We start from the raw sequence: 13,241 nt of genomic DNA on the forward strand, positions 1-13,241 counted from the left end.
TCTTTTGCGCCGATGGTAGTTGGGGGCTTCCCCCTGTGAGAGTAGGACGTTGCCAGGCATTCCAAAAGCATTCCGTAATGGAATGCTTTTTTTCTGCTGTATATAAAAAGCAGAGGAACAGGTGTCCCAGTTTCTGTTTGAACATATGACATTGGGACAAGGATGGACTGTATCACATGATCAAAATAAACTTGTAATCTGAGGTTTTTTTGGATTATAATGGTACTAATTTAATAGTTATTAAGAGTGGTCGAGAGAACTGGTTCAAAGACGCCACAGCAACCTGCTAGATCTAGATAGTAAGGTGCTACTACCAGCAAAGCTATTTACTTTGGATGATAAAAACGGATGTGAGGCTCCTTTTTGTAATCTACTGCAAGAAGGAGTTTTTTTCTGATCAAAAGGAGGCTGTTAAAATGGAATACTTTATTGTTGAAAACGGTAAGGTAAAGGAATTAACCAAAGAAGAGTTTGAGAAACTTGAAGGTACACCTATGGATGAACATATTAAAAACATGACTGTAGAAGAATTAGAAGCATTTAAAAAGGACCGTCATGAAAAGTTTATTAAACCGTTGATGAACCACAATATCGCGGAAATAAAAAAAGAAAATATGTAAAGGGAGGTGTTCTGTTAAATGGGAGTTCCATTATCAAATTATACAGTTCTTAAATACTTAGCAGATGGTACGGAAAAGCAGAATGCCAATAGAAAAAGTATTGAGATGGAATTAGCATTAGATGCGTTAAGAAACTATAGTGTTTTTGCATTTATCATTCATGACCCTACCGTGCATAAAGATTTTCACGAGCTATTTGAAAGACAATTCAAAAGCCTGCATAACAGTTCAGGTGAGCACTTGGTCTTCTTTGGTTTGGTGGATTCCCCAAGTAATTATCGTTTAGTTGGGAGAAAGCCATATTATCAGGATGTAAGGGATATGGTGGACCTTTATGAAAATGAGAAACAAGATGAACTCGATCCAAGTTACACGGCATTCGCTATTGCAAATAGTTTAAATATTCAACCGGAAATGCTACCTGCCATAGTGGTAACCCAAGATACTCGATTACAAACCTACCGTTGGTATAAAACCTGCCCGGATAAGATAGAAACACAAATGAGCAGATTAACGGGGATCTCCTATGAAATGAACTATTATAAAGAAAATGAACAATTGCCTTTAGAGGAAAAACAAAACATTCTTTATCAATTGTTAGATGAGCAAGATATAGACCTATGTAAGGGAATGGGAACGACAAAGCTAAATAAAACTATGGCTAGGACCTTATCAGATTTGTTGAGTTTTCTTATTGATCAAGAAAAATATTCAAGTGATAATCAACACATCCAGAAAATGGCTCGCAAGCAACAAGAATTAGCTATTAGAAATATTGAATTGAGTTTAACCCACTTAAAATCAACTTTAAATGATGTGGACATTGATGACATAGAGGAACACACTCTCTATCCATACATTGAAAAATTAAATATTCAACTTGCAACCTACTTATCTATCTTAAAGAGAAAACAAACATATAAAGAACCAGAGCAAATTCCGGTTAACCCAAAATGGTTGGATACTAACTCTATGCATCTTCTTCAAACGGGTATAGATGTAAAAGGCTTTCTCCAGAGCAGAGAAGATACAAACGATTATTCAGCTAGTGCCATTTGCTTTGCAAAAATGTTTGAACAGGAAATTAATTATTCATTTGTACACTGGGTACGTAAACAGTATTCCATAGACCTTCCTGATTACTATAATAAATTTCAACCTGGCGTGGTTGCTGAAGTGAAACCTAACTTTCAATCAGGTAACCAAGGTTATCCAGTAAATTTTAATAATGGAAATAGAAGAACAGGTAAATGGATACCTCCAGAGTTAGGGAAATCAAAAACGATTGCAAGATATAATTTATCAATGGAACAATGGGAGTCGATTGGAATCAATAATTCAAGTGATTTTCTATCTTATTGGGATAAGATCCATCACGTTCGCAACAGAGCTGCCCATACTGAAAAGGTTACATTAGCAGAAGCGAATGAGATACAAGAAGCTATCTATAGATTATCCCAAAATAATACATTAGAGCGACTTTCAATCTTAAAAAAATCATACCAATCTATTTTGGCTTAACTAGAGAAGGTGAATATATGAACCCTATTGATCAGTCAGAGATAGCAGAGGCTCTTTTTAAAAGAGGATTCTTAGTGAAAGCCGTGACAGATGGATTTATTTTAAGAGAAGAGGCGCATCGGGGAGATCGGGAAGATTTAACCAAGATACTTAATGAATTAACTATTAAACATGTATGGAAAAGTGAAACCTTGTTCATTAACGAGGAACTAGATGAAACACAGTACAAGAAGATTCTTCATTACCCTGCTTCTAATCATGAAACGAGTACGCCTATGTGGGTGGGGACGTGGAAGAATTTCACCCGTCGAAAGTATGGACCTAAAACAAGAACAATCGTCTTAGAATCTGGAGTTGCAATTTTGGTAAAAGCTTTAAGTACTGTTGGTATTAGCACCGTAAGTTGTTGTGATGGCCATGGAAATAGGAAGCCTGTCATTGATTTTGCTAGCTATCATAATGCAATATGGTTTAAATACATTCAAGATAAGTATTTAAGTGATGTGCAATTACATTACGATTGGATCGTTGAACTCAATCATATTAATTTAGCCCGATTAACGGTTAGTGGAGACAAGTTTATTATTTCTTTATTGCAAGAAGATAGTTCAAAAATGGCAAAGATTCTACTAGATGTTAATGAAGAAATTTGTGCATTAAAGCTAAGGCTTTTTGATAAGGATAAAAAGCCGACAAACAGACTTTTAAAGGAGAAAGATTTTTATACTACGAAAAAAATAATGGATGAGATAATTAAAAAGCAATATGATTCTTTTTAAAGATCCTTCTCTGAGTTTTCTAGAGATCAAAATAACAACAGGTGAGGAGACCATACATGTTTAAACAATTAACCCTAGACGAACTCCTAGACCTAGAAGACGACTGGCTCAACCGTGATGGCCTAGGCGAGGGAGATGAGCGTCAGGCTTGGATAGAAGAAGGAATCGATCTATACAAAAAATTTCTTCGGACGAACCGGAATGAATCTAGATATTCGATTATGCTAGCGGACCTTTATCTTGAGTGGGGAAGAGACGAAAAAATTCGTCACGGAAATGAACGGAGGGCCTACGACATTTTAAGGAAGGCTGCTCTACATTCACCAAAAAAGCCGGATCCTTATTATCATTTATCCTTTATCTTAGCTAATCAAGATAGAAAGTGGGAAGCTGCTCTGTTTTACGGAAAGGAAGCATTGGAAAAAGGGATTGCTGGCAGTAAGAAGATTAAGCTGCTCTGTAATCTTGCTCTTGGGTATGCAAGGCTAGACTTCAATCAACAGTCAGAAGAATACATGAAAGAAACAAAACATCTTGATCAAGCTGGAGAGCACGAGTGGTTCATTGAGCTGTATGAGGACAAGATAAGGGAAAACATGAGAGAGCCCATTCTATTAAAAGAAGCGGAGAGCAAAAGAAGACCTGTTTCTAAGCGCGACTCCGAGAAATTAAAAGATGATGCGATGGCAGGGAACTGTGTTGTTGTTGATTTAGCTGGTGATGTGAAGTACTTTTACGGCTTCCAAGATACAGTGAGACTGGAACGAAGAGAAGCGGAAGTCCTTGGATTTCTAATGGATCACAACGCGCAAGTTTGTTCGAAAGCGAAAATTGAAAATGGTGTCTGGCTTGACCAAGAAGTAGCGGCTTCCACGATAAAAAAATACATCACTAATATTAGAAAAAAGCTTTCCAAAGCGATGAATCGGGAGGATATTAAAGAGCAAGTATTAATAACCACCGATGATGGGTACATGTGGAAAGCAGATATCGCTTCATTCGTTCTTCGAAGATAAGACCGGTTACGAGTTCGTAACCGGTCTTTTTGTATACTTTAGGTACAAAGAAAACAGGAGGCTGATTGATATGAATCTAATGAACCTAGAGATGATGAATGGAACAGAGCGTGTAGCAGAGGCACTACAAACGAGAGGGCTATTTGTAAAAGGAAAGGGTGACTTGATTGTTCTGACTACTGAAAATACAAAAGAGGACATAGAAGGAGTTCGTCATTTGTTAGAACAAGTGGGAATCCCGACATTCTGGTCTGATTATCAGACATTTCAAGTGCTTGTAAACCGAATTCCGGTTGCCTTGATGAAGCGGATCATGAATACGAGGGGCAGAGAGTTCCCAGTATCTATGGAGGGTTACCACTATAAATGGAGATCGTTTGTGCAAAGGAGATACGGGATAAAGGTGAATGCTCTTGAGATTGATGCGAATGTGGCTATGTTCGTAAAGACATTGAACCTTTCTGGGATCACCGCTCTTGCTGGCTGTAACGGTCATCATCGCTATCAACCTAATGTGCAGCTGTCGGGTGAGTTTCAAGGGGCTTGGTTTGAAGTGATTCAAGAGAAATATCTAGGTGATTGTTCACTGCATCACCAATGGAAGGTGCATTACGGAAATCAATCTGGATCTTGCATTGTCGCAGATAAAAAAGAACATGAGCGTTGGAATATGAATCATGTGTATCAGGATACCATGCAGATGGCCAGCCTACTGCAGCAACATGCTGAAGAAATACGAGTTCTGAAACAAAATACTTTTAAAAGGAAAGGTGAGATGAAGGACCATGCTGAAAGATTAGCCGGAGAAAAATCGTATAAAGAACTTGTCAATTGGATGAAGGGGGAAATAGCTAAAGCCACTATTTAATAAAAGTAGAATAAGGAAATTAGGAGGAGATCATATGGGCACTTTTACTGCACAAATGTTAATAGGGCAAGGGCATACGTATGATGGAGGAATTATTAATGTGAATCATACACTTTATTTATCTGAAAACAGCATTCCTTTATTGTCATTGCATCATTTCTCAGCTAGTGAAAGAAACACTAGCCAGCAGGAGGAGCGAATCATTTGGATTCCGACATTAGAGGGGATGCTTGAAGATGCGCTTTTGATGGTCGGGCTTTATGTGTTAAAAGATGAACAGCTATTGGAACTGGCAAATCGCTACTTTAATAAGCCAAAGGGCAGAAAAGCCATAAGCCTCTATGATGATGTTAAGGCAGTAGATCTGCAAGAAATCTACGAGTGTTGCCGGACTATTGATCATGGTCAAAAAATCATTTTGTCCGTCTTTGAAGGATCAACGATTTTAAATCAATTAGATGTACTTGAACGATATCCTTTTGATGTGGAAGTGTGTGTAACAACGTTTAGAAGAGAGCTTAATGCGTGGAGTGGCAGGAAAGAGGTAAAGGGGAAGTTGAATGTGTAACGTGCAGATTTTAGAAAGAAGAGCGACGTAAAAAGTTCGTTCTTCTTTCTTGCTACTCCTTAAACTCATAATAAGTCTTTTCATCAACCGGATAGCTAGCCTCTATTTTATAAATTAATGGATTGTGCGAGATTTTCAAAGAATCACTATAGGGAACTTCAGCTAAAGAGTGGAAGGAGAAGGAAAGAATAATAATAAATTTACAGTCCCTCAGTGTTAACCAAAAAATAAAGGCTGATATTTTTAATACGGGGGGGATGAATTCTATAGACTAACTGAAATAGCAACTGTAAACTAAAGGAAATACGGTTCATTTATATAGTGGGGGTGCTAAGGTGATAGAAAAAACTCTTATAAAAAATGAGATAATGGAAGTCCTAAACAGAGAAGTGAATCGAATCGTTGAATTAAATGTTGCTACAATACAAGAGGAACGAAACGTATTAGAGCGTGAGAACATCACGTTAAGAAAACAGTTAATGATAGAAAAGCAGAATGAAAAAAGCAGTGAATGGAAATCAAAGGATAAAGATATCGAATTTCAGCTATTGTTAAAATATCTATTAAAAAGTAACGACTTTGCCAACTTATACAACTTTTTATTAGAGCAGAAATCCTTATTCCCAGAAAAGTGGGTTCTAAAACAAACAAGCCTGTTTGTTTCGCAAATTGACTCTCAAAACTATAACATGTCAGCATATCTAATACGCAGTTTAGCGGACTTATTAACAGTAGAAGATTTCGAAAACATGGATAAATGGTTCCACTCCCTGCATAATGAGCTTAGTAAAGTCCTTTTACCTGTTCAATCTATTGAATCAGTTGATTATGATAACAATTATTCTGCGGTATTTCTATTATTGCCTAAGTTTGTCACTACTCCTTATTGCGACCAAGTAAAGGACTTTTTACAAGAAAATTCCAGGGTTCTAATGGACACAATTTTCCTTCTGAACTCACCTCAAGTCATAACAGATTTTATACGGTGTTACTTTATTTATAAATTGGAGGAATGTTTACATGTAATCTATGAGCAATTACTAGTCGAGCTGCCATTTCTCGAAGCAGATTTGAAAGCGGAGCATGTTATACACTTGCTATGGATTTCTTTTTCTATAAACCGTTACAATGAATTGTTAACGGTCTTAAATGAAGCTGAAATTGCCCTGCCGCAAACCCAGCCCGAAATCCGAATCTATCACACGCTGCAACAGGTGGAAAAAGAAATCGGTAAATACAAAAACGGCAAAAAACAAATTGAAAAATTACAAAAGCAAATAACCTTATTTACTAAGGCAGAACAAGACCTTCATTTTGATCATCTTAAAGAAGAGATTGCCAAACTAACGATAAAGTATAAGAAAGATCAAGCCATTAAGCATAAAGAAAGACAAACAGAACCGAAGATCCTTAAAGCTGAAGACATAAAGATTATGAAAATATCCAAATTGCCTAACAAACAAAAAAGTCATCCTTTGTTTGATCCGCCTTTAAGAAAAAGAGACGTACTGCTGGCTGTTTTTAATAATCAAACCACAAATCAAATTGATCATTATACGAAGATCTCAGCAGATTATTCAGATCAATTTTCCGAATATTACATCAATAAAGCTCAGATAAATTCCTTGAAGCAGAAAGAAAAGGGGAAATGGATTGAAGTTATTTATAAAAACAAACACAACAAGCAGATCAAAAAAGAAAGGATGCATTTACTAAAAGAACCGGCTGTCCCAAAAACAACCACTTATCCTGAAACTCATTCTAGCCAACAAAATAACCAGTCAAATGAAGTGGATTTAAACACAAGAAGTGAATTAAGGAAGCTCGGTTATCAAATAACAGGAGTAAGTCGAATAAAAAGATGGGAAATCCTTTCACAGAAAGCGGTGCCTAGACTTGGATTAAGAAAAGTCGTCTATACGATTGCCTACCTTGTCCGCGGAAGAAAAGCGATGAAAAATGGAGCAATTAAAAACAGATATTCAATTACTGAATGGGAAAAGGATCTAGCGTTATTAAAGAAACATTTTTATAAAAATGACTTTCCTTGGCCAAAGACAACGGTTTGAGGATAGGAAGTTTACTTTGAAAAAGGTAAACCAAGTAAAAGAATACAATAAAGTACTTGGTGCAAATACTATTATGGTAACAAATGGGGATAAGTTAGAGATCTACAAGTGGAATAATCAAACACTTATATAAACTGAATTAAATAAAATTCCGAACTATTATGACCTAGTTAAACAAGCGAAACTTATGCCTGTAGATTACTAATGTGCGGCAGCAGATCAACACGGACGTTTGGGGAGGCAATTAATTTGTATCATTTATCAAATGATAAACCAGTAAAAATCAATGCAACGACCTTTGCAGAGATGAACTTTAAAGAAAATGATATTGAAGAATTACTAAGGAAAAATATCGATATGATATGTGATGAAGAAGAATCAATGCTCATTGTCGGCAAACAAGTAAGAAACTCAAAGCAAGGAATCAGTGATCTGACTGCGGTTGATAACAAGGGGAATATTGTATTAATTGAAATTAAGAGAGATCGTAAAGATATCGAAGGACGCAAAGAGGCCTTTGAATTTCAAGCTATCCGCTACGCTGCAAGTTATGCGACCATTGAAGACCCAGATGACCTCGTGAATAAAATATATGCTCCCTATATTGAAAAATATCGGACTGAATTTGAAAGTGGCCCTTTAACAAGTTCTGAACTTGGAACACGGAAATTAACCGAATTCTTAAGAGAAAATGGAGCTGAAAACAGTTTTAATAAAAACCAGAAAATCATCCTGACAGCTTCTGACTTTGATGAACAAACGTTATCAGCGGTTGCTTGGTTAAATAGTAATAACGTAGATATAAGCTGTTTTAAAATGATTCCTTACAAAATAAATGAAGAAGTTTATATCAGTATTGAAAAGCTCTTACCTTTAAATACATATAAAGATTATTATGTAAATTTCCTAGATAGCCCAGTAAAAAGTGTAAAACAGAAAAAGGGAATTACTCGCCGGACACTTCCGAAAATAGACGAAATGCTCGAATGGGGAGTTGTGAGTGCTGGCGACATCATCACTGCAAAAGGACGCGATGATGAGGGGAGGTTACTTAGCAACGGAAATGTAGAGGTGAACGGAGAAGAGCTGACCATGCAAAAGTGGCTGAAAGACCTATTTGGCTGGTCGAGTATTCAAACATACGTATTTGCTATTCATAAAGAAAGTGGAAAAACTCTGTCGCAAATAAGAGAAGAATATTTGGAGAAAGAGCAGGAAGAGAGTATTTGACTTCGATAACTGTAGATAGTGTTTGTGGGTGATTTGGTTTTGTGGGGAAACTGTTGGAAAAGGAAGGATTTGAATTCGCTTTACACAAGAAAATACCTTTAGATTGTGGAGTAACCCTTATATTTTATGTAGGAAATTACTGCACAGTCGACGCTTACTGCAGACGACTTGTGAAAGCAAATGAATTTTCCGGTAAGTTTTGTTGAAAGAGATCCCCCTCAAGGATTGAGGGAGAGGAGGTCGACTTTAGTTGTACAGATTTCGAAAATTAGGTGGGTGTGCGCAACGCTCGAGGTTTAATTATTGTGCATCTTGGTGCGCTCCGCCGCCGAAATGAAAACCAATTGTAAAAGGAAATCAATTTTTGGTTCTTTTAAGTCATGACTTTATAGATATTGAAGATTAATCGTCTATTACAGCTTTTCCTTGTTCACGTAATTTTTTTAAAGATGTAAGCATATGGTTTATTTGTTCATCGGAATGGCTTTCCCACGAACTTAATTCAGCTATTATTTTCAAAGGCGATTTAGACCTATAAGAACGTGTTGGGTTTCCTGGAAATTTTTTGTCAGTTAAGTTCGGATCATTTTCAAAATCACCCAATGGTTCTACAATGTAAATTCTTTCTTTTGAGATAGATGTTGCTAATTCAGCACCCCATTTAGCCGCATCTAATGTTGCAGTGAAATATATATAGTTCGATTTTTTGTTTTGGTAATTTGATAAGTGTTGCGGTTCTAATAGATCTCCAATTTTTAGTTCCGCTTTAGTACCATGAAAGAAAGGACCATTATCTAAGACATCTTTTTTGTCATTCATATTAATACACCTCTTATATTTTTAAATTTGTAATTAACACTATAGTATAGGAATTACAAAAAGAGTAGTCTATAAATACTTTATAAGTAGTAGTATAATGAAACTAGAGAGAATGATATCCAACAACATTTACCTATTCCCAACTATTTAATTGCTCGGGTTTATGTCCTAACATCTGGTTTTGTTTTAAGAAGTGATATGAAACAAAACTAGGTTTTAGTTTAACTAACAAATTGATAACTAAAAGCCCGAAGAACTTCGGGCTTTTTCATTATGATTTGATAGTGAAAGTTCTGTAATTTCGTGTGATACTGCTATGTTTTTTCGTATTGCACCCCATCATTAAACCCGTTAGTCTTGTGCAACGGCTTCTTGCTATATGTTACGTTTTTCCCCTTATAATAATATCCTTAGAAAACTTTTTTATTCTAGTACCGCTAGTAGGAAATTCTCTCAAACTCTTTATTCGCTATAGATAGAACGGATCTGGGATCGGATTTCACGTTCATTTGTTGTTTGAAGAGCAAGAAACTTTGGTGGGGCGGGAATGGAGAAACTTACGTGAGAATGTGACATCTCCATCAGAAGTGTACCGATTTCTACATGCTTTCTATTTTTTATTGAAAGCCAGAATACTCTTTTTTCGTTCAACGGTGTGCCCCACTGTTCTTTTTCAAGAGAATGGCGGAACAGTAGAAAACCGGCTATCACGAAGTCATCCTCTTTTATTTCGGCTGTTGAATGGAAACCGGCCTCCTCTACTTGCCGCCAGACGGGTACGAGCAGCTTTTCTGCATAAATACCGTAAGTGGCATCTTCATACTCCGGAAATAAGGTTTCAAACTCCTCACTGTTGTCTTCAAGGATTTTCTTCCAGTTTAATTCAACATAGGCATTCAGTGATGTCTCAAGTTCTGATATGGTCATGTTCTGATTAAATAAAGTCATTGGCTATTCCCCTTTCTTTTTTGTTCACCCTTATCGTACAACCTTAAAGCAAATTGGAATGTTTGATATAATAAATTCAGGATTTAAAAATGATTTGCAGGAAAAACTTTGCAATATAGTGAAGGAGAAAAATAAAATGGATAAGCTTAGACCTGCCGACATTGCGGCGAAACTGAATGTAAGTACAAACACACTTCGTAACTATGAAGCAAAAGGACTTGTACCTTCGCCAAAACGGACAGCAAGTGGATATCGTGTTTACTCGGACATTCATCTTGTCTATTTTTCATGCATTAAATCGCTATCCGATGGTTTTGGAATGGATGTAGCAGTGAAAGTTATGGAAAACATCGGGAATAAGAAAATCGATGAAGCACTTTGGATTCTTAACGATGAATTGATCCGTAGAGGAGAGGAAAAGAAGTTCGTGATGGAAGCCGTCGAATTAATTGAATACTCCGAGAAAAAATCGTGTCTTTTGTCCTTAGGGGAAGCCGCAGAAAGAATGAATGTTTCCCGAACAGCAATCAGGTATTGGGATAAGGAAGGGTACATACGGGCGATTCGGGATCCGGAAAGTAGCTATCGTAATTTTGATGTTCTTCAATTGGCTAAAATAAGTCTCCTTAAAGCGATTAACCATCGGTTTTATACGGATGAAAATGCACGCATGAAGGACAGGTTTGGGGGAGTTGAGGGAAGAGCGGCATGTCGAAAACTTGCCGAGGAGGTTCTAACCCTGCTAGGTATCAGAAATAGAAGGCAATTGAAAGCGATGGCCGCTCTAGAAAAACTTTTGGAGGTAATTGAATATGAATAATTCAAATTTAATGAAGTTTAATGTAAAACAACAGAGTAATTTGCTGCGAAGTACAACCATAGAAAATGATATTTCACAATAGCTCAATTGCGGAAGACCAAAGCCTAATTCCTCGGTAAAGATAAGGAGGATTAGGCTTTTTCACTTCAAAACCGTTGACGTTTTGGTAAACACGTTGACAGCAAGTGGTAATTTCCTGGTGTCTGCTGGTAAAAAACATGGCAGAGATGGTCATACTCTTTTGGACGTATTCAGTTTCAGTAAATTAATATTATTATTCTTTTGTTCACCTTATTGAATGGTATAATTAGGTAAATAGTCATGAAAGGACGGATTACGATGTTAGCAAAAATAAAAAAAGTGAAATTAAAAACTGAAGGTAAAAATCCGGTTTTTAAGGTAATTCTAGAATGTCCTTTCGGGAAAGCAACTCTATATTCACTTTGATTACTCCTTAACAACGAAGAATTATTGGCCACTAGAAGTCATTTATGAAGGCAAAAGTAAAGGTGCAAAGCTAGCATGGTATACAAAAAATTGTTGAAAACACGACGGTTGAAAGGCTTTTAGATAAAATCGCAAAAAGGATAAATGAAAAATATGGGTTTGAATTGAAAGAATAATAGGGCTAGGGTAACGAAGGGGAGAGGTAATTAATGAAAACGGATATTGGAGAATACATTGTAGGTGCATATCTAAAGAGTATAAAAGATTGCAATTTTATTGATTACAATGTTCGAATTCCGGGTGGCGGTTTAAAAGGGTTATCCGAGTTAGATGTAGTAGGTTTAAATTTTAAGACGAATACAGCGTATCTTTGTGAAGTTACCACACACATAAGAGGACTTTTATACGGTAACAATCAGACAACTGTACAAAAGATAATCCAAAAGCATGAAGTACAAAAAGAATACGCCGAAATAATATTAAAGGACATCCCCAATATAGAATTTATGTTTTGGTCTCCATATGTACCAACAGGTTATATCACTGATAAATTAGGGGAAATAGATACGCTGCAGCTAGTGATTAACCAGGATTATACATCATGCATTAATGAAATGCGAGAGATTGCCTCAAAGCATACAAATGATTTAGGTAATCCTTTCTTAAGGACGTTGCAGATACTCGAGCACTTGCGTTAACTGTTTCATATGTCAGAAGAGCATTTAAAGAGTGGCAATTTATAAATGTTGCACCGATAAGTCAGCAAGAGAGAAGTATCACGATTCAACTTTGTTTAGAATTAAATACATAGAGCAGTAACAAATTTTATAGCAGTATAAAAAAATTCAGTATTCATGTGTCCAATCTATGTAGTTACTACTATTACTTAAATTAAATCTTACAATTCTCCAATGGTCTGAGCTAGTTAAATAGCTTTTTGCAGTAGATGATTCGTCATATATTACTGGCCTTCCATCCTTTTTATAAATAAATGGTTTCAAGAAACTTAGACCTACACCACAGTACCTAAGTTTTTCTTTTGGATTCTTTTTTCTCCTTTCTTGTTCATGCAAGATATTCTGTATTAAGCCTGACAACGGTGCATCTTGAAAGCAAACAGCAGGTGTTGAACCAGTTATAAATCCAGTTTTTGTAGTACTTCCGTTAATTCGTTTATCTTTTAATATTTGTATAAGGTTATCAACTGCTTTGAGGTTTATTTCATTAAAATCCATATCAGTCAAATCTAAATCTTTAGATGGTTTTGTTAAATGAGTAACCATCCCGGTAATATCCATTCTTGTTTTTATTCGATCAATCCAATCTTGCTTTGTAAATGGCATTATAATCTACCTCTTTCATATTATTTTTAGTATTCCACTATATTACCTTAAAAATCCAGAAACTATCTATAGTGAGTACCATAGGTCCTTTTGCATCAAAGCAGAAGGTTATGAATGGACAGGCAAAATCGTTACGTGTGAAAAAATGAAAGAGCATTTAAAAGAAATTATCGATGGTAAGTCATACATGGTG

The 13,241-nt window shown here is 36.1% G+C and carries 13 protein-coding genes and 1 riboswitch; of the genes, 10 read left to right on the plus strand and 3 right to left on the minus strand.

Annotation, left to right across the window (positions count from 1 at the left end; all coding sequences use genetic code 11):
- Nucleotides 1-234 precede the first annotated feature (234 nt).
- Nucleotides 235-345: riboswitch (SAM riboswitch) on the plus strand.
- A gap of 71 nt (nucleotides 346-416) precedes the next feature.
- From MF646_RS16550 to MF646_RS16585, 8 genes are all read left to right on the plus strand, one after another.
- Nucleotides 417-620 carry a hypothetical protein gene (locus MF646_RS16550; protein WP_250097626.1) on the plus strand — a complete coding sequence of 68 codons (204 nt, stop codon included), beginning with the start codon at nucleotides 417-419 and terminating at the stop codon, nucleotides 618-620.
- A gap of 18 nt (nucleotides 621-638) precedes the next feature.
- Nucleotides 639-2,141 carry a hypothetical protein gene (locus tag MF646_RS16555; RefSeq protein ID WP_250097627.1) on the plus strand — a complete coding sequence of 501 codons (1,503 nt, stop codon included), beginning with the start codon at nucleotides 639-641 and terminating at the stop codon, nucleotides 2,139-2,141.
- 17 nt (nucleotides 2,142-2,158) lie between these two features.
- Nucleotides 2,159-2,920 carry a hypothetical protein gene (locus tag MF646_RS16560; protein ID WP_250097628.1) on the plus strand — a complete coding sequence of 254 codons (762 nt, stop codon included), beginning with the start codon at nucleotides 2,159-2,161 and terminating at the stop codon, nucleotides 2,918-2,920.
- A gap of 56 nt (nucleotides 2,921-2,976) precedes the next feature.
- Entirely contained in the window at nucleotides 2,977-3,936 is a 960-nt protein-coding gene (locus MF646_RS16565) for a helix-turn-helix domain-containing protein (protein ID WP_250097629.1), read from the plus strand.
- A 70-nt stretch (nucleotides 3,937-4,006) separates the two neighbouring features.
- A complete protein-coding gene (locus MF646_RS16570) occupies nucleotides 4,007-4,804 on the plus strand; it encodes a hypothetical protein (protein WP_250097630.1) in 798 nt (265 codons plus the stop codon).
- A gap of 34 nt (nucleotides 4,805-4,838) precedes the next feature.
- Nucleotides 4,839-5,372, plus strand: coding sequence for a hypothetical protein (locus MF646_RS16575; RefSeq protein WP_250097631.1), 534 nt, complete (start codon nucleotides 4,839-4,841; stop codon nucleotides 5,370-5,372).
- 335 nt (nucleotides 5,373-5,707) lie between these two features.
- Entirely contained in the window at nucleotides 5,708-7,441 is a 1,734-nt protein-coding gene (locus MF646_RS16580) for a hypothetical protein (RefSeq protein WP_250097632.1), read from the plus strand.
- 249 nt (nucleotides 7,442-7,690) lie between these two features.
- The gene (locus MF646_RS16585; RefSeq protein ID WP_250097633.1) at nucleotides 7,691-8,671 is read left to right on the plus strand and encodes a hypothetical protein; all 981 of its coding nucleotides are present in this window, start codon (nucleotides 7,691-7,693) and stop codon (nucleotides 8,669-8,671) included.
- 402 nt (nucleotides 8,672-9,073) lie between these two features.
- Here the strand turns inward: MF646_RS16585 and arr are convergent, their stop codons facing one another.
- Both arr and MF646_RS16595 read right to left on the minus strand, forming a co-directional pair.
- Nucleotides 9,074-9,490, minus strand: coding sequence for an NAD(+)--rifampin ADP-ribosyltransferase (gene arr / locus MF646_RS16590; RefSeq protein WP_250097634.1), 417 nt, complete (start codon nucleotides 9,488-9,490; stop codon nucleotides 9,074-9,076).
- A gap of 462 nt (nucleotides 9,491-9,952) precedes the next feature.
- The gene (locus MF646_RS16595) at nucleotides 9,953-10,438 is read right to left on the minus strand and encodes a DUF6022 family protein (protein WP_250097635.1); all 486 of its coding nucleotides are present in this window, start codon (nucleotides 10,436-10,438) and stop codon (nucleotides 9,953-9,955) included.
- Nucleotides 10,439-10,574: 136 nt separating this feature from the next.
- On the opposite strand from MF646_RS16595, the gene MF646_RS16600 reads away from it, so the two are divergent.
- Together MF646_RS16600 and MF646_RS16610 are read left to right on the plus strand one after the other, a co-directional pair.
- The gene (locus tag MF646_RS16600) at nucleotides 10,575-11,258 is read left to right on the plus strand and encodes a MerR family DNA-binding transcriptional regulator (protein ID WP_250097636.1); all 684 of its coding nucleotides are present in this window, start codon (nucleotides 10,575-10,577) and stop codon (nucleotides 11,256-11,258) included.
- A 656-nt stretch (nucleotides 11,259-11,914) separates the two neighbouring features.
- Nucleotides 11,915-12,403, plus strand: a complete 489-nt coding sequence (locus MF646_RS16610) for a hypothetical protein (RefSeq protein WP_250097637.1) — start codon at nucleotides 11,915-11,917, stop codon at nucleotides 12,401-12,403.
- A gap of 147 nt (nucleotides 12,404-12,550) precedes the next feature.
- Here MF646_RS16610 and MF646_RS16615 read toward each other — a convergent pair whose 3' ends face one another.
- Nucleotides 12,551-13,048, minus strand: a complete 498-nt coding sequence (locus MF646_RS16615; RefSeq protein WP_250097638.1) for a DUF2971 domain-containing protein — start codon at nucleotides 13,046-13,048, stop codon at nucleotides 12,551-12,553.
- Between the last annotated feature and the right edge of the window lie 193 nt (nucleotides 13,049-13,241).

Source organism: Halalkalibacter alkaliphilus (assembly GCF_023555415.1).
Taxonomy (GTDB): Bacteria; Bacillota; Bacilli; order Bacillales; family Bacillaceae_D; genus Halalkalibacter; species Halalkalibacter alkaliphilus.